Consider the following 18651-nt stretch of genomic DNA (forward strand, 5'->3'; position numbering starts at 1 on the left):
ACTTTTTTGCGTGTGGACGCGCTTCGTGCCTTCGCATTGTGCAGAGCGCGCCCTATGTTTTCGGGTATGAACAAAGTCTTATCCGCAGTGCTTGCATCTCTCATGCTGTCCGCCCCGATTGCGGGACAGGCGCAGGAGTCCGGTGCAACCGTCGACGACCTGTCCGTCGACATGATCCGGTCCGCCGAAACCGTGACGCTTGAGGAATTTCTCTGGATCAAGCGCCCCGTCGTGGTCTTTGCCGACAGCCCCGCCGATCCGCGATACGTGCAGCAGATGCAGTACCTGACCAGCGATCTGCACGCGCTCGATCTGCGGGATGTGGTGATCATCACCGACACCAACCCAGCGGAACGAACCCCGGCCCGCACCGCCCTCCGGCCGCGCGGGTTCATGCTGGCCATCATCGACAAGGATGGCGGCGTCAAACACCGCAAGCCCCTGCCCTGGGACGTCCGTGAAATCAGCCGCGCCATCGACAAGATGCCCACACGCCAGCAGGAGATCCAGGAACGCACCGAAGGTTTGCCGCGCGGATAGGCCCTTTCCCACCCGGTGCGGTCAGTCCACACCGGGTCAAGGCCGGATATGCGCGCAGCTGCAGTCACGGCCTTATTCGAACTCCATGATGACATCGTCCACGGCGAGGCTGTCGCCCGCCGCCGCGTTGATCTTGGACACCACGCCCTTGCGCTCGGCGCGCAGGATGTTTTCCATCTTCATCGCCTCGACGGTGCAGAGCGCCTGACCTTCCTGCACCTCGTCGCCTTCGGCCACGTCGATCTTCACGATCAGACCGGGCATCGGGCAGAGCAGCATCTTCGATGTGTCGGGCGCGACCTTCTCGGGCATGAGCCGGGCGAGTTCTGCCTGACGCGGGGTGCGGACATGGACCTTGAGCTCGGCCCCGCGCGAGCGGATGCGGAACCCGCCCGACACCTTGCCGACCTTCATCACCAGCGGCTGGTCATTGACCGTCATGCGGGCCAGCTGGTCGCCCGGCGTCCAGTCGCCGCTCACCCGAACCTCGGCCCCATCGGCAAAGCGAACGGTCGATCCACCGTGATCCGCCGCGATGGTCATGTCGAAATCGACCCCCTGCAACGACACGTTCCACAGTTCGCCGACATGGCGTTCATGGTTGTCGAGCGTCCCGGAGATGCGCGCGCGCCGGATCTCCGCGACCCGGTTCATCGCCGCGCAGGCCGCCGCGATGTTGCGCAGCGCGTCTTCCCCCAGGGTCACACCTTCGAACCCGTCGGGATATTCCTCGGCGATGAACGCCGTCGTCATGTCACCCGAGATGAATTTCGGATGATCCATCACCGCGCTCAGGAACGGCAGGTTGTGTCCGATCCCTTCGACTTCGAAACTGTCCAATGCGTGGCGCATCACCTCGATGGCTTCGCCGCGCGTCGGCGCCCAGGTACAGAGCTTGGCGATCATCGGGTCGTAATACATGCTGATCTCGCCGCCTTCGAACACACCGGTGTCGTTGCGCACGACGCCATTGCCCAATGCGCCTTCCACTGGCGGGCGGTAGCGGGTCAGACGGCCAATCGACGGCAGGAAGCCGCGATAGGGGTCTTCGGCATAGAGCCGGTTCTCGATGGCCCAGCCATTGATCTTGACGTCGTCCTGCGTGATCGTCAGCGGCTCGCCATTGGCGACGCGGATCATCTGCTCCACCAGATCGACGCCCGTAATCAGTTCGGTGACCGGGTGTTCCACCTGAAGGCGGGTGTTCATTTCGAGGAAGTAGAAATTCTTGTCGCCATCGACGATGAATTCCACCGTGCCCGCGCTGGTATAGCCCACCGCCTTGGCCAAAGCGACCGACTGGTCGCCCATCGCCTTGCGGGTGGCCTCATCAAGGAAGGGCGACGGCGCCTCTTCCACGACCTTCTGGTTGCGGCGCTGGATCGAACATTCGCGCTCGTTCAGGTAGATCCCGTTGCCATGCGCGTCGCAGAGCACCTGGATCTCGATGTGGCGCGGCTGAGTGACGAATTTCTCGATGAAGATCCGGTCATCCCCAAAGCTGTTGGCGGCCTCGTTCTTGGACGACTGGAAGCCCTCGCGCGCCTCGGTGTCGTTCCACGCGATGCGCATGCCCTTGCCGCCGCCGCCGGCGGAGGCCTTGATCATCACCGGATAGCCGATCTCGTTCGAGATCTTCACCGCCTCGTCCGCGTCCGCGATCAGGCCCATATAGCCCGGCACCGTGGAGACCCCGGCTTCCTGCGCGATCTTCTTGGAGGTGATCTTGTCCCCCATCGCCTCGATCGCCCCTTTCGGCGGTCCGATGAACGCGACGCCCGCCGCTTCCAGAGCCTCGGCGAATTTGGGGTTTTCCGACAGGAAGCCGTAGCCCGGATGCACCGCCTGCGCGCCGGTCTGCCGGATCGCGTCCATCACCTTGTCGATGACGATGTAGGACTGGTTCGCGGGCGGCGGACCGATATGAACCGCCTCGTCCGCCATCTCGACATGCAGCGCATTCTTGTCGGCGTCCGAATAGATCGCCACCGTCTTGATGCCCATCTTGCGGGCGGTCTTGATCACCCGGCAGGCGATCTCGCCCCGGTTGGCAATCAGGATCTTGTCGAACATGTCTGTCCCTTTCCGTCAGTCGTTTCTTGGCCGGGGACGCATCCCGCAGCGATGGCATGAAAAAGACCGCCGCAGCGCAAGGCCACGACGGTCGCATTCCGTGAGTGATCGGGACGTGCCGATCGTTCAGCAGCGTTCCGGATAGGTCTGGCAATAGGCGACGTTGGCCGCAGCGCCGACGGCCGCACCGGTGACCGGGTCGCCCCCGGTTGCAACGGCCGTTCCGCCACCTGCGGCACCGCCCAGAAGCGCCTGTTCCCCAAGCGTGTCACCGCAGGCCGACAGGCCCAGCAGCGCGACAACGCCGAAAATCTTTGCGGGTGTGATCGAGTGGAAATCCATGTGTCTGCTCCTTTGCAGGTCTTTGCCCTTGGAGGAGTAACACCCCGGATCGCGACAGGGTTCCAGCGCTTCCTGCGCGGATGCCGATTTTGGGCAGATCCTTGCCCGTCACTGTAACACGCTGATCCGAAAAGCAAAAAGTCGGGCCCTTGGCATGGGGTATGACCAAGGAGCCCGACAGGGGAAGGGTAACGGTGAACAAATGGCGCAATCTGCCAACGCCATGTCACTAGGAACACGCCCAGAGTGCCACAACCCTTAAACGCGTCAATCGGAAATGCGATACAACCCAAGGTATCGGCCTTTTCCCGCGCAAATTGACCTTCGGTAAGCAACATCACGCCCACTCCTCGGGCTCGTCAAAGGCTTCCGGGAACGAAGCCCTCGCCACCGACTCGTTGATAATCAGAAGCGCCTCGTAGCTTTCGGGATCGAACGGGTCGTCATAGGGCAGCACCTCGCGCCCGAAGAGCCAGCTCAGCCGTCCCGCATCAAGATTGCCCCGCTCGAACGGCTCATCGCCAAAATGCGCCCAGAGTGCTGCCATGAAGGCCGTGTCGGCCTTGCGATCCACCGCCTTGCGGTCGCGATAGCGCTCGCGCTTGATCAGCGGCGTCACCCCCTTGGGATTCGGGCGGCGGATGGTGAACTGGAAATCAGTGCCCGGAAGACGGCCCGGGAAGCCGCGATGCTTCAGCATGGGACACCCCCGCTCAGCATCCGGGAAAAGGGGGCGGACGCCTCTGCCCGCCCCGTTTCTAGGTTACTTGTACTTGCCTGTGTACACAGGTTCGTGGCTGATCGGCTCAGGGTCGATAACCACAAACTCTTCTTCGGCCTGCTTGTGTCCGCACGCGGACAGAACAGCAAAAAGACCGACTGCGGCAAGAAGCTTGATGCTCTTTGACATCTAGTTCTCCTGTCAGGTTCAAAGGACCCAACAGGACCTGCTGGTCCTGCCTGTCCTCGGTTCGAGGTAGCGACTGCTTGGGTGCAGTCCGCCTCAGAATACCCTGAAACCCCGGATGAAAGATATCCACAGCCGCCAACATCGCGGTGCTGTGACGCAAAAGACTCAAACCCCGTATCGTCTGAACGACGTGTCGCAACATATTGTGGACGCATCAGAAAAACTCCAAGATGCAGGTCTCGTTCTCGACGCGATACGCCTCGAAAAACTGGATGACGTCTTCATTCGCGATGCCGAATTCGGTCTCTTCCTGACTGAAGGAAATCACGATCTGACTGGGCTGCGGCCCGGTTTCCGCAAGACGCGGCAGGGCAAAGGTTTCGCACAGGTACTGCATGTCGACCTCCACATCCTCGTATTCCCGGCCGTCCTGCCCGATCTCGGGCGCAACGAAGCGAAAGCGGTAGATCAGCCCGCCGCCCGGCCGGTCCCAGAGCATCTCGTGGAACGTCACCGGCTGGCCCGAGGGCACCGACAGGTCTTCGGCGCACGCGCTGTGTGCAAGCAGACAACCTGCAGTCAGACATACCAGCGCCCTCATGCCTGCCGCCCCCTCCGCGCCCATGACAGCCAGCGCGACCGCAATTTCGGATCCGTCAGGACGTCGTCCAAACGATCGGACACCGAAGCTGCTGACCGGCGCTCCGCCAAGCGACCACCGGCCGTGACGCGCATCACATGCTCCAGTCGCTCCACACGCACCACGGGCGAAAAGCCCCGCACCCGCTGCAAGGCGCGCCAGACATCCTGCCGAACCTGCCGCGCCAGACGCCCGGCATCACACAAGGGCAGCTCCGCCGAGACCGACACGTCAAAACGCGCAGGAAGGTGCCGGGCCAAGGTCAGCCCGGTCTCGTCGCGCAGAATGTGCCAGCCGTTACGTGCCATGACTGCCTAACTCGTCGGCCGGGCTTCCGCCCGGCATCCCTCTTACAGCGGAATGTTGTCGTGCTTCTTCCACGGCATCGACTGCTGCTTCGACCGCAGCGCGGCGAACGCCCGGGCGACCCGCTTGCGCGTGCTGCGCGGCTGGATCACCTCGTCGATGAAGCCGCGCTCTGCCGCCACGAACGGATTGGCAAAGCGGTCCTCGTATTCCTTGGTGTGTGCTGCGATCTTCTCGGCATTGCCCGCATCGGCACGGTGGATGATCTCTGTCGCGCCTTTGGCGCCCATCACGGCGATCTCCGAAGTCGGCCAGGCATAGTTCACATCCGCGCGCAGATGCTTGGAGGCCATGACCACATAGGCACCACCATAGCTCTTGCGGGTGATGACCGTCACCTTCGGCACTGTCGCCTCGCCATAGGCAAAGAGCAGCTTCGCGCCGTGCTTGATCACGCCGTTATACTCCTGCGACGTCCCCGGCAGGAAGCCCGGCACGTCCACCAGCGTCAGGATCGGAATCCCGAAGCAGTCACAGAACCGCACGAACCGCGCGGCCTTGCGGGCCGAGTCGATGTCCAGAACTCCGGCCAGCACCATCGGCTGGTTGGCCACCACACCCACGGTCTGCCCTTCGAGCCGGATGAACCCGGTGATGATGTTCTTGGCGAAGTCTTCCTGAATCTCGTAGAAATCGCCCTCGTCCGCGATCTTGAGGATCAGCTCTTTCATGTCATAGGGCGTGTTGGCGTTTTCCGGCACCAGCGTGTCGAGCGATTCCTCCACCCGGTCGACATCATCGAAGAACGGCCGCGTCGGGCTGGGCTGGCGGTTGTTGAGCGGCAGGAAATCCACCAGACGCCGCACTTCGGCCAGCGCCTCTACATCGTTCTCGAACGCGCCATCGGCAACGGACGACTTGCGCGTATGCGTTGTGGCTCCGCCCAGCTCCTCGGCGGTCACATGCTCGTTGGTCACGGTCTTGACCACGTCGGGACCGGTGACGAACATGTACGAGCTGTCCTTCACCATGAAGATGAAGTCGGTCATCGCGGGGCTGTAGACCGCGCCACCCGCGCAGGGCCCCATGATCACGCTGATCTGCGGCACCACGCCCGATGCCATGATGTTGCGCTGGAACACCTCGCCATAGCCCGCAAGGCTGTCCACACCTTCCTGGATGCGCGCCCCACCCGAGTCGTTGATCCCGATCACCGGCGCGCCGTTCTGCATTGCCATATCCATGATCTTGCAGATCTTCATCGCGTGGGTGGCCGAGACCGAGCCGCCCAGAACGGTGAAGTCCTGAGAGAACACATAGACCATGCGGCCATTGATCGTGCCCCAGCCGGTGACCACGCCATCGCCAGCCGGCTTGTTCTTCTGCATGCCGAAGTCGGTGCAACGATGCGTGACGAACATGTCATATTCTTCAAAGCTGCCCTCGTCGAGCAGCAGCTCGACCCGCTCGCGCGCCGTGAGCTTGCCCCGCGCGTGCTGCGCGTCGATGCGCGCCTGTCCCCCACCCAGACGGGCATCGGCGCGGCGCGTTTCCAGTTCCTGCAGAATATCTTTCATGGACCGTCCCTTTGTCGCTTTGCGGCGAACATACTGCGGCGCGGCAAGGCCTCAAGCGTAAATGAGCAAATTTGCAAACTATGAAAAGACGGCAAGATGCAAACTGCAAACTTGCAAATTGTATCGTTACGCCGTGCAATATGGACAATCTGCACTCTCAGGCGTAGCGATACAGCATGAGTTACGCCTCAAAGGTTCGATTTCTCGACCGCTCCACACCGCCGCATATTGTCACACTGATCCTGCTCGCAGGTCTGTCGGCATTGGTGATGAACATCTTCCTGCCGTCGTTGCCCAACATGACGGCCTATTTCCAGACCGAATACTGGCTGATGCAACTGTCGGTCGCGGTCTACCTTGGCGTGAACGCGATCCTGCAAATCCTGATCGGCCCGATCTCGGACAAGCTGGGCAGGCGCCCGGTGATCCTGTGGGGAATCGGCGGGTTCTGCATCGCCACTCTGGGCTGCATCTTCGCGCCCGACATCTACACCTTCCTTGGCTTCCGCATGGCACAGGCCGTCATCGTGACCGCGATGGTGCTCAGCCGCGCCGTGGTGCGCGATTGCGTCCCGCAGGACCAGGCGGCGTCGATGATCGGATACGTGACGATGGGCATGGCCGTGGTGCCGATGATCGGCCCCGCCTTCGGGGGCGTGCTCGATCAGTATTTCGGCTGGCAGGCCAATTTCTGGCTGCTCTTCATCCTTGGCGTCGGCCTGTTCTGGCTCACCTGGAGCGATCTGGGCGAGACCGCCACCGTCAGCGGGCTCAGCCTGGGCCAGCAATTCGCCCAATATCCCGAATTGCTCGCAAGCCCGCGCTTCTGGGGCTATGCAATCGCCTCGGGGATGTCGTCGGGTGCCTTCTTTGCCTATCTCGGCGGCGCGCCGTATGTCGGCACCGAGGTGTTCGGCATGTCCCCCGCCATCCTCGGATTCTTCTTCGGCGCACCGGCCATCGGCTATTTCCTCGGCAATTTCGTGTCTGGCCGCTTCTCGGCGCGGATCGGGGTGAACCGGATGGTGTTCCTCGGCACGCTGATCAACTGCCTCGGGATCACCCTGTCGATGCTGGTCTTCTGGCTCGGCCTTGGATCCGAGTGGACGTTCTTCGGCTTCATGACCTTCGTGGGCCTTGGCAATGGCATGACCATTCCCAACGCCACGGCGGGCATGCTGTCGGTACGCCCGCATCTGGCCGGCACCGCGTCCGGTCTGGGCGGCGCGATCATGCTGGGCGGTGGCGCGGGGCTGTCGGCGCTGGCGGGGGCGCTGCTTGTCCCAGGCGCGGGTCCCTGGCCCCTGCTCTGGATCATGCTGGTCACAGCCCTCTGCGCCGTCGTGGCGATCCGCATGGTGATCTGGCGGGCGCAGCGCCTTGCAGGGCTGGACAGCGCAGGGTGAATTTGCAAACTCGGCCCTGACAGGCTGCAAAGCTGCAAACCCGAGGACGGCATGCCCACCCAGAAACTCTATGCCGGGGCCAAACTGCGCGAGATCCGCACGCGCCTCGGCATCACCCAGCGCGATTTCGCTGCCAAGCTGGGTCTTTCCCTGCCCTATCTGAACCAGATGGAGAACAACAAGCGCCCGCTATCGACGACAGTCGTGCTGGCACTGGCGCAGGAATTCGGCGTCGATGTCACCGAGCTGGGCCAGGGCGATGCGGAACGCATGATCTCGGACATGCGCGAAGCGCTCGCCGATCCGATCTTTGCGGACGCCGCACCGCCGATTGCCGATCTGCGCCTGACGGCATCGAACGCGCCAGGCTTGGCGCGGGCCTTTCTGGAACTGCACCGCGCCTATCGGCAGACCCATGAGCGTCTTGCCTCGCTGGACGAGGCTTTGGGCCGCGAAGGCGCGCAGCTGCAACCCTCGCCCTGGGAAGAGGTGCGCGACTTCTTCCATTACTGCGACAACTACATCGACGCAGTGGACAAGGCCGCCGAACACGTGGCCACCAAGCTGACAGGCACCGACCGCGTGCGCGCCGCCATTCGCGGGTTGGAAAACGAAGGCCTGCAGGTGCGCTTTGCCAACGTGCCCGACCTGCGCCGCTTTGATGAGCTTCGGCAGGAACTCACGCTCTCGTCATTGGCGGCCCCCGAGACACAGACTTTCCAGATGATGCTGCAACTCGCGCTGACGCGGCATGGCAAGCTGCTGGATGCGACGCTCGATCTGGGGCGGTTTCAATCTGACGCGGCACGGGACATCGCAAGGCTGGGGCTGGCGAACTACTTTGCCGGGGCTGCCGTGATGCCCTATGGCCAATTCCTGCAGGCGGCCCATGACACGCGGCACGATCTTGAACTGATGGCGCGGCGCTTCGGGGCGTCCATCGAACAGGTCGCGCATCGCCTCTCGACGCTGCAACGGCCCGGAGCCAAGGGCATCCCGTTCTTTTTTGTCCGCGTCGATCAGGCGGGCACGATCACCAAGCGTCATTCCGCCACGCGGCTGCAATTCGCCCGCTTCGGCGGGGCTTGTCCCTTGTGGAACGTACATCGCGCCTTCGAGACACCGGGGCGGTTCCTGCGCCAATTGGCGGAAACACCGGACGGGGTGCGCTATATCAGCCTCGCGCGGGATGTGTCCAAGACGGGCGGGCATTTCGGCGCGCCGGTGCGGCGATACGCGATTGCTTTGGGATGTGAGGTCAAACATGCCGGCGCGCTGGTCTATGCCGATGGGCTCGACCTTACCCGGGATGGGGCGTTCGAGCCGATCGGGATTTCCTGCCGCATCTGCGAGCGGTCGAACTGTCATCAAAGGTCCGTCCCGCCCCTTGAGCGGAAGCTGACGATCCAGACGCATCGGCGGGGAATCCTGCCGTATGAGTTGAGTTGAGCGCGGGCGATGCGGCGACGCATCGCGTGTTTCCGTTGACGGAAACACTGGGGCTCTGCCCCAGACCCCGAAGTATTTTGAAACCAGAGAAGATCAGGACGCGGCGACAGGCCAGCGATCGGCGAGATTGGCCATGATCGCACGGTCGCTGTCGTCGTGCGGGCCTGTCACGCCGGGGCGGAAGCGCAGGCGGAAGCTGTGCAGGAGTGTGTCAAACGGCACATCGGCGGTGTAGCCGAAACGGCGCGCGTTTTCAGTGAAATCGCCATCGCCCTGTGCGTCCGGCCAGATGGCCAGACCCTGCCGGGCAAGGCGTTGCCAGTCAAAGCGCGGGCCGGGGTCGATCTTGCGGCCCGGCGCCATGTCGGAATGGCCGATCACGCGCTCCGGCGGGATGGCGTGGCGCTCCATGATGCCCGCGACCAGAGCGTCGAGCGCGTCCATCTGCTTGGCGGCAAAGGGCGTGCTGCCGGTGTTGGCGATCTCGATGCCGATGGAGCGGGAATTGACATCTGTCACCGGCCCCCACGCCCCTGCTCCGGCATGCCAGGCGCGGTCCGCCTCGTCGACAAGGTGCCAGACCCTGCCATCCGGTGCGATCACGTAATGGGCCGAGACCTGAGCGTCGGCATGGCAGAGCCAGTCGCGCGCCTTTTCGGCGCAGTCCATGGCAGTGTAGTGCAGGACGATCAGGTCAGGCCACGCACCGTCGCGGCGCGGCCCGCAATTTGGCGAGGGATGCCAGAGCGGCGTCAGTTGCGCACCGCGCGGAACGGGGCCGGATCCCAACCACAGGCAAAACCGTCCCCATCGGGATCGAGGTTCTGGCGGTCGCGCTCGGGGCCACCATTGGCGAGGAATTCCTCCTGCGCCAGATCCGCGGACGCAAACGCCGCGCAGTTGCGCAGGTGCCGGTTTTCCGTGGCAAAGGCCGAGCGGCGGTAGATCGGCGCGCCCTTGGGATTGTTGGTCTGCAGCGCATAGGCCACGATGTTGGGCGTGTTGGTGCCGGGACGCGTCGGCAGGGCCTCGGGCGCGATGATCTGATAGCGCGCGCGGTTCTGCGCGATGAGTGCGGCATCGCCTTCGATGCTGCGGGTGTTGGAGACCGCGTCGAAATCGTTTTCCGCCGAAATCCCGGCGGCGTTCTCCACGATCTGCGGGGCCGGGTTGCCGGGAGATGCCTGCACCGGGTCAATCCCGGAATTGGCGCGCCGTGCCTCGAGATCGGCCGCATCGAGCGGGCCTGTGGCGGACAGGGGCGCTCCCGTCACGGTTGGAGGTGCGCCGATGGTGGTGGGCGCCGCGCGCCCTTCGAGCACCGCATCGCGACGCTGCTGGTAGCCGTCGATGCGGTCGAAGCCCACGGCGCTGTCGGGAATGCTGGGGCTGCAGGCGGTGACCGCCACAAGGGCGGCGCCCGCGACCCACGCCCGGATGATGCGATGTTTCTGGTTCATGTCCTGCCTCGTTCGGCGCGAAATTACCACCATTGGGTGGGCTTTGCCACAAAGCCCGCCGCCTGTTCGAGCGCGTAGGCGGTATTCAGCAGGTCGCCCTCTTCCCAGGGTCGCCCGATCAGCTGCAGACCCATGGGCAGGCCCTGCTTGTCAAGCCCCGTGGGCACCGCGATCCCCGGCAGACCGGCAAGGTTCACGGTCACGGTGAAGACGTCGTTGAGATACATCTCGACCGGATCGGTGTGTTGCTTGCCAAGTTCGAACGCCGAGGACGGCGTGGCCGGTGTCAGGATCGCATCAACACCTTGGGCGAAGACATCCTCGAAGTCTTTCTTGATCAGGGTGCGGACCTTGCGCGCGCGGTTGTAGTAGGCGTCGTAGAAGCCTGCAGAAAGCACGTAGGTGCCGACCATCACGCGGCGCTGCACTTCCTTGCCGAAGCCTTCGGCGCGGGTTTTCTCGTACATCTCGGTGATGCCATCGCCCTGCGCCAGTTTCGCGCGGTGACCGTAGCGCACGCCGTCATAGCGAGCGAGGTTCGAGGACGCCTCGGCAGGTGCGATCACGTAATAGGCGGGCAGCGCGTATTTGGTGTGCGGAAGCGAGATGTCGCGGATTTGCGCGCCTGCGTCTTCGAGCATCTTGCGGCCTTCGGACCATAGCGCCTCGATCTCTTCAGGCATGCCGTCCATGCGGTATTCGCGCGGGATGCCGATCACTTTGCCCTTGATGTCGCCGGTGAGCATCGCCTCGAAATTCGGCACGGCGAGATCGGCGGATGTGCTGTCTTTGGGGTCGTGGCCGCACATGGCTTCGAGCATGATCGCGGCATCGCGCACATCCTTGGTCATCGGACCCGCCTGATCAAGGCTGGACGCAAAGGCCACGATGCCCCAGCGCGAACAGCGACCATAGGTCGGCTTGATGCCGGTGATGCCGGTGAAAGCGGCAGGCTGGCGGATGGAGCCGCCGGTGTCGGTGCCTGTGGCGCCAAGGCAGAGGTCGGCGGCGACGGCTGAGGCCGAGCCACCGGAGGACCCGCCCGGTGTCAGCGCGGTGTCGTCATTGCCGCGGCGCCACGGGTTGATCGCGTTGCCATAGGTCGAGGTCTCGTTCGACGACCCCATGGCGAACTCGTCCATGTTGAGCTTGCCCAGCATGACCGCGCCCGCGTCGAACAGCTGGCTGGTGACGGTGCTTTCGTATTCCGGTTTGAACCCGTTGAGAATGGCGCTTGCGGCCTGTGACGGCACACCCTTGGTGCAGAAAAGGTCCTTGATCCCGAGCGGGATACCGCAGAGGTCGGGCGCGTCCCCGGCCTTGATCCGGGCGTCGGCGGATTTGGCCTGCGTCATGGCAATTTCGGGCGTCTTGTGCACAAACGCGCCAAGCGCGTCGGCCTTGTCGATCGCCGCAAGGCAGGCCTCGGTCAGATCTACGGAGGACACGTCGCCTTTGCGCAGCGCGTCGCGGGCCTCGGAGATTTTGAGCTTGGTCAGATCGGTCATTATTCCACCACCTTCGGCACGGCGAAAAAGCCCTCGCGGGCGTCGGGGGCGTTGGCGAGAACCTTGTCCTGCATGCCCCCATCGGTGACGCCGTCCTTGCGTCGCTTGAGGCGCATCGGCTCGACGCTGACCATCGGCTCCACGCCCTCGACATCGACCTCGTTCAGCTGCTCAATGAAGCCGAGAATATTGCTGAATTCCTGTGCCAGTGCGGGCAGCGCGTCCTCTTCGACGCGGATGCGCGCGAGCTTGGCCACGCGGGCGGCGGTTTCGATATCAATGGACATGCGGCGGGGTCCCCCCGAGTTTGCGGTCTGCGGATCTGTCGCTGCGTTTAGCCCCAGCAGGGCAAGGGTTCAAGTGGCGCGACCGCCGCTTCAACCTCCCGTGACCGGATGGCACGGTCCGGTCGTCGAAATGTTGGTGACTACGGCTCGGGTGCCTCGAAAACGGACAGTGGCAGGGTCAGCCTGTGGGCAACACCCGAGCGGCGCCAATCGCTGTTCAGGCTGCCATTCATCTGGCGCGCGACGGTAACGTCGATCAGGCGGCTGCCAAAGCCGGTTTCGGTCGGGGCAGCGGCAATGTCGGGCCCGCCCTCTTCGCTCCAGTTGAGGCCGACATGATCGCCGTCGATCTGGCCGGTGATCGTGACGATGCCATCCGGGCAGGACAGCGCGCCGTATTTCGCGGCATTGGTGGCGAGTTCATGGAGCACGAGCGCAATATCGGTGATCGCGCGTCCTGACAGGTGCAGGTCCGGAAGATCCAGACCCAACTGCGCGGACCCGTTGGACAGATGCGGCTGCACGATGCGGGTGATGAGGTCCTCAAGCGCGAGGCTTTGCGCATCCGTGCGCCCATCTGCCAGTGACGGGCTGACCATCGAATGCGCAAGATCGAGCGCTGCCAGCCGCCCCTGAAGCACGCGCGCCATGTCGGCGGGGGTGTCCACCGTGCGCGAGGTCAGCGCGATCATGCCACCCACCACCGAAAACAGGTTCTTGACCCTGTGGTTCATCTCGCGCGCAAGCGTCTGCATCGCGTCACGTTCGCGGCGGAGATGCAGTTCGGTTTCAAGCATCGCGGCCAGATCGGACAGTATCTCGACATCCTTGTCCGTCCAGTCGCGCGGGGCGGTGTCGATGGCGCAGAACGACCCGATCGGCTCTCCGGTGGGGGCGTGGATCGGCACTCCCAGATAGGCGATCACACCCAGGTCCGAAATCGCCATGTTGCTGGTCAGAAGGGGATGCGCACGCGCATCGGACACCGCAAGAGTGCGGTCATGTGCGACCACATACTGACAGAAGGAGTGACTGAGCGGCGTTTCGCGGTCCGCTGCCACATCTGACGGCAGCCCGCATTGCGCCTTGAAGAACTGCCGTTCCGCATCGACGAAAGAGGCCAGACCGATCGGCACCCCCAGAAAGGTCGTTGCAAGCCGTGCGGCGCGGTCGAAAATCTCTTCGGGCGGCGTCTCCATCACCCCGGCATCCGCAAGCGCGGACAGACGCGCCCGGTCCGAGAGGCGGGCCTCGTGATCCGGCAAGGGATCGGTCGGAAACTGTGTCACGCCGTTTGATTTCTGCATGTTCATGCGCCCTGCCCCCGCTGACGCGACCTGTGCTGTGCCGTGTACTGAACCTCGCCGGAACCCACCCCTGAGCACCGGCACTCCGATCGGACCGGGAACGCGCATCACGCCCCAAGCCGTTTCAAAGCCCGATGATAACGTCCAATGCTGGGCAGGCAAAGCCGAATGTCATAATGGCGCAGGAAATCGCCGGATTTCAGCGGCTTGCGAGTGTCAGCTCGAACTGACAGGTGGAGTGACCGGGCAATGCGCAACAGGCCGTTTCGCGACACCGAGCGCGCGGGTGAACGAGTTTGCGGTAGAGATGTTCGAACACCGCCGCATGCCAGTGGCAGAGCGGCACATCGCTGTGTTCGCCCTGCACGATGGGATTGTGCGCGATGTCGAACCGCCACGGGCTTATCGCCGTGAACGCGCCCGACCCGGCAAAGGTCCAGGCGTGTTTGCGGATTGCACTGGACAGGGCCCGTGCCGCCAGAGGGGCTGGAAGACCCTTCAGGATCAGTTGCGCCGGTCGCGGAATGCGATGGGCCAGAATGTACTCTGCCGTGGCGCGCCCGGCCCAAGCCGCCAGTTCCGGGGCAAGGTCCGGCTCATCCCGGCGCAGCACCTGATGCAGCCGCGCGGCATCGCCTTCGGGGATCATCTGGGTACCGTCGGGCACCTCGAAAACCCCCGCTTCGGCCAGCATCTGCACCACCCGCGCCTCGCCGCCGATCCGTTCGATCTGCGGCAGAAGCTGCAGGATGGCGTTGGGCCCGATCAGCGCGCCGCGATGGCCGGTTGCGCGGGCATCCTCAGACGTCCTCCATTTGCTGCGATCCCCCTCCACAGGCCTTGATCTCGGCCCCGTTGGGCAGTTTGAAGTCCTGAGTGCGTTCAGCCGAGCGTTCTTTCATCTGCGCCTTGACCGCCTCGCGGCGTTCCTTGGCGGCCGCGGCCTTGTCGGCAGAGGCCTCCCAATCCTCCATCTGCGCCTCGGCGATGGTGCGGCTGTCGTCGAAATGGAAGTCGAGCTTGTTCTTCGATTGCGGCCCGGTATAGCCCACCTTGCCCAGATCGTAGAAGGTGCGCCCCACACCCGCCTTGAGGAAGGCATAGAGACAGCCCAGCAGGTACCGCCGCCGGAACCCGGTGCCGCGCCACGGATAGTGGAACAGCGCTTTTTTCATGTAGAACCGGCGGTAGTTGTTCATCACGCCATCGAGCAATTCCCCTCGCTCCATCGCGGCTGGTTTCATGATGGGTGTCACAAAGTTATATCGACTGAAATCAAAGACTTCTACCTGGTCCTTCAATTCCTGGAACAAGGGCGTGAAAGGCCACGGCGTGTACATGGACCAGTTGGCGAGGTCCGGCTGCCAGTCCCACGCCATCTGGTAGGTCTCTTCCAGCGTCTCAGGCGTTTCGTTGTCGAGCCCCACGATGAACTGCGCCTCGACCAGGATGTCGGCCTCGCGCAGCAAGCGGATCGCAGTCTTGTTCTCGTCGACCTTGGTTTCCTTGTTGAAGATGTCGAGCTTCATCTGCGCGGCGGCCTCGGTGCCAAGCGACACGTGCACCAGCCCCGCCTTGCGGTAGAACTTGAGCAGATCGCGGTCGCGGTAGATGTCGGTCACGCGGGTGTTGATGCCCCATTTGACCCGGTCCGGCAGGCCCCGGTCGATCAGCTCCTGACAGAAGGCGACGAATTTCTTCTTGTTGATGGTGGGTTCCTCGTCGGCAAGGATGAAAAAGCCGACGCCGTGATTTTCGACCAGATCCTCGATCTCGTCGACCACGTCCTTCGGATCGCGCACGCGGTAGTCGCGCCAGAATTTCCACTGGGAACAGAAGGAACAGGTGAAGGGACAGCCGCGCGCGAGGTTGGGGATCGCCACGCGCGTCCCCAGCGGAATGTAGATGTATTTCGACCACTCCAGAACGGTCCAGTCGGGTTTGATCTTGGACAGGTCCTTGACCGTGCTCGCCGCCGGGGTCGCGACGATCTGGTCGCCCTCCATGAAGGCCAGACCCTTGATCTTGTGCTTGTCCGCAGGCCAACGCCCGTCCTCGATGGCGAGCATCAGTTCGGTGCAGATCTCCTCGCCTTCGCCGCGCACGATCACGTCGACCCAGGGCGCTTCCGACAGGACCTGCTTGTACATGAAGGTCGCGTGGACCCCGCCCAGCATCCGCACGGCGTTGGGGACCACCTCGCTTGCAACCTTGAGCACGTCCTCGGCGCGGTAGATCGACGGGGTGATCGCGGTCACACCCACCACGTCGGGGTCCAGCTCTTCCATGCGTTTGGCGAGATCGGCATCCGACACGTTGTCGGTCATGGCGTCGATGAAGTGGATGTCGTCAAATCCCGCCTGCCGCAGATGGCCCGACAGATACGCCACCCAAGCCGGCGGCCAGGTGCCCGCGATCTCGGCCCCGCCGGAGCGGTAGTTGGGATGGACAAACAAAATGCGCATGGCGACTCTCCCCGTGTGTGTAAACTTATATTGACAGTTTATTTGTCCGCTTTGATTGACATAGATCAAAATGCCCTGACCTCTTTTCCGCAGCGCCCGCTGTGCTAGCCTTGGCCCGAACAAGGAGGGAGGTTCTCAGATGAACATCATATGGCTTGGGCACGGATCGTTCCGGATCGAGATCGGCGATCAGGTGCTGCTGATCGACCCGTGGCTTAACGGCAACCCGATGATGGAGGGGCAGGACAAGGACGCGGCGATTGCGGGCGCAACGCATTTCCTTGTGACCCATGGGCACGGCGATCACACCGCGGATGTTGTGGCGCTGTCACAGAAAACCGGGGCGCCGGTCTCTGGGATGGTGGAACTGGCGCAACACCTGTTTGCGCTTGGAGCACATCAAGGGCACGCGTTCAACAAGGGGGGCACGATCACGCTGGGCAATGTCGCGGTGACACTGGTGCCGGCATCGCATTCCTCCTCAATGGAGATCGATGGCGACAAGCGCTACATGGGCATGGAAACCGGCTTCATCCTGCGCGGTGACGGCAAGACGCTCTACTTCTCAGGCGATACGTCGATCATGGCCGACATGGACTGGATCGGGGATTGCTACAAACCCGACATCGGCATCCTGTCGGCGGGCGGCTATTACACCATGGATATGGCCGGTGTGGCCTATGCCGCGAAGCGGTATTTCGACTTCAAGACGCTGATCCCCTGCCACTACCGGACGTTCCCGGCGCTGGAGCAATCCGCCGAAGGGTTGATCCGCGCGCTTCCGGACGTCGATGTGATCGAGCCGCAGGTGATGCAGGCGATCACGGTCTGAACTGGCGGCAAGCCCGTTCGAACGGGCTTGCCGCATTTTCCAAAATGCGGGAAAGGCCCTTCGAAGGGCCTTCCGCCTCACTTGGCCGCGTTCAGCGCCTGGTTCAGATCCGCGATCAGGTCCGCCGGGTCTTCGATCCCGATGGAAATCCGCACCACGCTCGGACCCGCACCCGCCGCTTCCTGCTGCTCGGGGGTCAACTGACGGTGTGTGGTCGAGGCCGAATGGATCACGAGGCTGCGCGTGTCGCCAAGGTTCGCCACGTGGCTGAAGATCTGCAGGGCATCGACAAACTTGATGCAGGACTCGTATCCACCCTTCAGCCGCACAGTGAAAAGGCCGCCTGCCCCGTTCGGGCAAATCCGTGCCACCCGGTCGTTATAGGGCGAGGACGGCAGACCCGCATAGGTCACAGCCTCGACCGCCTCATGCGTTTCGAGCCCGCTTGCCACTTCCATCGCGTTCGCGACATGCTTCTGCATGCGCAGGGACAGGGTCTCGATCCCCATCAGCGTGTAATGCGCCGCCTGCGGGTTCAGCGTCATGCCCAGATCGCGCAGACCGATGGCGATGCCGTGGAAGGTAAAGGCCAGCGGGCCGAAGGTCTCGTGGAACTTGAGGCCGTGATAGGCGGGCTCGGGCGCGCTCAGCGACGGGAACTTGTCATTGGCGGACCAGTCAAACTTGCCGCTGTCCACCACGACGCCACCGGTCACGGTGCCATTGCCGGTAAGGTATTTGGTCATCGAGTGCACGACCAATGTCGCGCCATGTTCGATCGGGCGGCAGAGGTATGGCGTGGCCGAGGTGTTGTCCACGATGAGCGGGATACCCGCCGCATCGGAAATCGCCGAGATCGCGTCGAGATCTGTGATGTAGCCACCGGGGTTGGCGATGGATTCGCAGAACACCGCGCGGGTGTCGTCGTTGATCGCGGCCTTGACCGCGTCGAGATCGTCGAAATCGACAAAGGTCGCCGACCAGCCGAAGCGTTTGATCGTCTGGCTGAATTGGGTGATCGTGCCGCCGTAAAGACGTGTCGAGGCGACGATGTTCTTGCCCGGCCCCATCAGTGGGAAGAGCGCCATGATCTGTGCCGCGTGGCCTGAGGAACAGCAGACCGCGCCGACACCGCCCTCAAGCGTCGCCATGCGTTCCTGCAACGCGGCCACGGTCGGGTTGGTCAGGCGGGAATAGATGTAGCCCACTTCCTGCAGGTTGAAGAGCGCCGCCGCGTGATCGGCATCCCGGAACACGTAAGCGGTCGTCTGGTAGATCGGCACCTGCCGCGCGCCAGTGGCCGGATCGGGCCGTGCGCCAGCATGGATTTGAAGCGTGTCGAAACCGTAGCTCGGTCCGTCTGTCATGGTTCTCTCCCCTTGGAACTACTTGGTTGCGCACAGGATTAGGGCAACACCGTGCGGCTCACAACTGTTGGGTTGCTCGAAAGGACATTGGCCCGGCATGTGGCGAAGGATCGAAGAACGGCGTTTCGATTTCCGACGCTGGTGCAAAACTCTGTCCCGCGACCTTGCAGAGCAGGCGCATT

At 63.3% G+C, this 18651-nt stretch carries 19 protein-coding genes; 4 read left to right on the forward strand and 15 right to left on the reverse strand.

Going from position 1 to position 18651, the window contains the following annotated elements; genetic code table 11:
• Nucleotides 1-102: 102 nt before the first annotated feature.
• Nucleotides 103-540 carry a DUF4174 domain-containing protein gene (locus tag MRY75_RS15260; protein ID WP_292308858.1) on the forward strand — a complete coding sequence of 146 codons (438 nt, stop codon included), beginning with the start codon at nt 103-105 and terminating at the stop codon, nt 538-540.
• 72 nt (nt 541-612) lie between these two features.
• On the opposite strand, the gene MRY75_RS15265 is transcribed toward MRY75_RS15260, so the two are convergent.
• From MRY75_RS15265 to MRY75_RS15295, 7 genes are all read right to left on the reverse strand, one after another.
• Nucleotides 613-2613, reverse strand: coding sequence for an acetyl/propionyl/methylcrotonyl-CoA carboxylase subunit alpha (locus MRY75_RS15265; RefSeq protein WP_292308859.1), 2001 nt, complete (start codon nt 2611-2613; stop codon nt 613-615).
• A 126-nt stretch (nt 2614-2739) separates the two neighbouring features.
• Complete coding sequence (locus MRY75_RS15270) at nt 2740-2955, reverse strand: hypothetical protein (protein WP_292308860.1); 216 nt, start codon at nt 2953-2955, stop codon at nt 2740-2742.
• A gap of 337 nt (nt 2956-3292) precedes the next feature.
• Nucleotides 3293-3655 carry a hypothetical protein gene (locus MRY75_RS15275; protein ID WP_292308861.1) on the reverse strand — a complete coding sequence of 121 codons (363 nt, stop codon included), beginning with the start codon at nt 3653-3655 and terminating at the stop codon, nt 3293-3295.
• Between the two features lie 63 nt (nt 3656-3718).
• Nucleotides 3719-3865 (reverse strand): hypothetical protein, encoded by a 147-nt coding sequence (locus MRY75_RS15280; protein WP_292308862.1) that lies wholly within the window; start codon nt 3863-3865, stop codon nt 3719-3721.
• Between the two features lie 214 nt (nt 3866-4079).
• Nucleotides 4080-4466 carry a DUF6497 family protein gene (locus MRY75_RS15285; RefSeq protein WP_292308863.1) on the reverse strand — a complete coding sequence of 129 codons (387 nt, stop codon included), beginning with the start codon at nt 4464-4466 and terminating at the stop codon, nt 4080-4082.
• Complete coding sequence (locus MRY75_RS15290; protein WP_292308864.1) at nt 4463-4813, reverse strand: hypothetical protein; 351 nt, start codon at nt 4811-4813, stop codon at nt 4463-4465. The genes MRY75_RS15285 and MRY75_RS15290 overlap by 4 nt, the downstream gene beginning before the upstream one ends.
• A 42-nt stretch (nt 4814-4855) precedes the next feature.
• The gene (locus MRY75_RS15295; protein WP_292308865.1) at nt 4856-6388 is read right to left on the reverse strand and encodes an acyl-CoA carboxylase subunit beta; all 1533 of its coding nucleotides are present in this window, start codon (nt 6386-6388) and stop codon (nt 4856-4858) included.
• 176 nt (nt 6389-6564) lie between these two features.
• Between MRY75_RS15295 and MRY75_RS15300 the strand changes: the two genes are divergently transcribed.
• Both MRY75_RS15300 and MRY75_RS15305 read left to right on the forward strand, forming a co-directional pair.
• Nucleotides 6565-7794, forward strand: a complete 1230-nt coding sequence (locus MRY75_RS15300) for a multidrug effflux MFS transporter (protein WP_292308866.1) — start codon at nt 6565-6567, stop codon at nt 7792-7794.
• A gap of 51 nt (nt 7795-7845) precedes the next feature.
• A complete protein-coding gene (locus MRY75_RS15305; RefSeq protein WP_292308867.1) occupies nt 7846-9243 on the forward strand; it encodes a short-chain fatty acyl-CoA regulator family protein in 1398 nt (465 codons plus the stop codon).
• 93 nt (nt 9244-9336) lie between these two features.
• Here MRY75_RS15305 and MRY75_RS15310 read toward each other — a convergent pair whose 3' ends face one another.
• From MRY75_RS15310 to bchE, 7 genes are all read right to left on the reverse strand, one after another.
• Nucleotides 9337-9912: an N-acetylmuramoyl-L-alanine amidase gene (locus MRY75_RS15310; protein ID WP_292308868.1), complete on the reverse strand. Its 576-nt coding sequence runs from the start codon at nt 9910-9912 to the stop codon at nt 9337-9339.
• 83 nt (nt 9913-9995) lie between these two features.
• On the reverse strand, nt 9996-10703 hold the full coding sequence (locus MRY75_RS15315; RefSeq protein ID WP_292308869.1) for a hypothetical protein: 708 nt from the start codon (nt 10701-10703) through the stop codon (nt 9996-9998).
• Nucleotides 10704-10726: 23 nt separating this feature from the next.
• Entirely contained in the window at nt 10727-12211 is a 1485-nt protein-coding gene (gene gatA / locus MRY75_RS15320) for an Asp-tRNA(Asn)/Glu-tRNA(Gln) amidotransferase subunit GatA (RefSeq protein ID WP_292308870.1), read from the reverse strand.
• The gene (gene gatC / locus MRY75_RS15325) at nt 12211-12498 is read right to left on the reverse strand and encodes an Asp-tRNA(Asn)/Glu-tRNA(Gln) amidotransferase subunit GatC (protein WP_292308871.1); all 288 of its coding nucleotides are present in this window, start codon (nt 12496-12498) and stop codon (nt 12211-12213) included. Before gatC ends, gatA begins: the two co-directional genes overlap by 1 nt.
• A gap of 140 nt (nt 12499-12638) precedes the next feature.
• Entirely contained in the window at nt 12639-13787 is a 1149-nt protein-coding gene (locus MRY75_RS15330) for a GAF domain-containing protein (RefSeq protein WP_292308872.1), read from the reverse strand.
• Between the two features lie 217 nt (nt 13788-14004).
• The gene (bchJ, locus tag MRY75_RS15335) at nt 14005-14574 is read right to left on the reverse strand and encodes a bacteriochlorophyll 4-vinyl reductase (RefSeq protein WP_366934941.1); all 570 of its coding nucleotides are present in this window, start codon (nt 14572-14574) and stop codon (nt 14005-14007) included.
• Nucleotides 14575-14605: 31 nt separating this feature from the next.
• Complete coding sequence (gene bchE, locus MRY75_RS15340; protein ID WP_292308874.1) at nt 14606-16270, reverse strand: magnesium-protoporphyrin IX monomethyl ester anaerobic oxidative cyclase; 1665 nt, start codon at nt 16268-16270, stop codon at nt 14606-14608.
• Nucleotides 16271-16409: 139 nt separating this feature from the next.
• On the opposite strand from bchE, the gene MRY75_RS15345 reads away from it, so the two are divergent.
• Nucleotides 16410-17102, forward strand: coding sequence for a metal-dependent hydrolase (locus MRY75_RS15345; RefSeq protein WP_292308875.1), 693 nt, complete (start codon nt 16410-16412; stop codon nt 17100-17102).
• Between the two features lie 77 nt (nt 17103-17179).
• Here the strand turns inward: MRY75_RS15345 and MRY75_RS15350 are convergent, their stop codons facing one another.
• Nucleotides 17180-18469: an O-acetylhomoserine aminocarboxypropyltransferase/cysteine synthase family protein gene (locus MRY75_RS15350; RefSeq protein WP_292308876.1), complete on the reverse strand. Its 1290-nt coding sequence runs from the start codon at nt 18467-18469 to the stop codon at nt 17180-17182.
• Between the last annotated feature and the right edge of the window lie 182 nt (nt 18470-18651).

The sequence above is a fragment of the Marivita sp. genome (assembly GCF_022763305.1).
GTDB lineage: Bacteria > Pseudomonadota > Alphaproteobacteria > Rhodobacterales > Rhodobacteraceae > Marivita.

Coding starts and splice junctions, on each gene's coding strand:
- gatA (WP_292308870.1), bottom strand. CDS start 12,211: ATGACCGATCTGACCAAGCTCAAAATCTCCGAGGCCCGCGACGCGCTG.
- MRY75_RS15275 (WP_292308861.1), bottom strand. CDS start 3,655: ATGCTGAAGCATCGCGGCTTCCCGGGCCGTCTTCCGGGCACTGATTTC.
- MRY75_RS15315 (WP_292308869.1), bottom strand. CDS start 10,703: ATGAACCAGAAACATCGCATCATCCGGGCGTGGGTCGCGGGCGCCGCC.
- MRY75_RS15285 (WP_292308863.1), bottom strand. CDS start 4,466: ATGAGGGCGCTGGTATGTCTGACTGCAGGTTGTCTGCTTGCACACAGC.
- MRY75_RS15300 (WP_292308866.1), top strand. CDS start 6,565: ATGAGTTACGCCTCAAAGGTTCGATTTCTCGACCGCTCCACACCGCCG.
- gatC (WP_292308871.1), bottom strand. CDS start 12,498: ATGTCCATTGATATCGAAACCGCCGCCCGCGTGGCCAAGCTCGCGCGC.
- MRY75_RS15310 (WP_292308868.1), bottom strand. CDS start 9,912: ATGGACTGCGCCGAAAAGGCGCGCGACTGGCTCTGCCATGCCGACGCT.
- MRY75_RS15305 (WP_292308867.1), top strand. CDS start 7,846: ATGCCCACCCAGAAACTCTATGCCGGGGCCAAACTGCGCGAGATCCGC.
- MRY75_RS15280 (WP_292308862.1), bottom strand. CDS start 3,865: ATGTCAAAGAGCATCAAGCTTCTTGCCGCAGTCGGTCTTTTTGCTGTT.
- MRY75_RS15270 (WP_292308860.1), bottom strand. CDS start 2,955: ATGGATTTCCACTCGATCACACCCGCAAAGATTTTCGGCGTTGTCGCG.
- MRY75_RS15295 (WP_292308865.1), bottom strand. CDS start 6,388: ATGAAAGATATTCTGCAGGAACTGGAAACGCGCCGCGCCGATGCCCGT.
- MRY75_RS15260 (WP_292308858.1), top strand. CDS start 103: ATGCTGTCCGCCCCGATTGCGGGACAGGCGCAGGAGTCCGGTGCAACC.
- bchE (WP_292308874.1), bottom strand. CDS start 16,270: ATGCGCATTTTGTTTGTCCATCCCAACTACCGCTCCGGCGGGGCCGAG.
- MRY75_RS15265 (WP_292308859.1), bottom strand. CDS start 2,613: ATGTTCGACAAGATCCTGATTGCCAACCGGGGCGAGATCGCCTGCCGG.
- MRY75_RS15345 (WP_292308875.1), top strand. CDS start 16,410: ATGAACATCATATGGCTTGGGCACGGATCGTTCCGGATCGAGATCGGC.
- MRY75_RS15350 (WP_292308876.1), bottom strand. CDS start 18,469: ATGACAGACGGACCGAGCTACGGTTTCGACACGCTTCAAATCCATGCT.
- MRY75_RS15290 (WP_292308864.1), bottom strand. CDS start 4,813: ATGGCACGTAACGGCTGGCACATTCTGCGCGACGAGACCGGGCTGACC.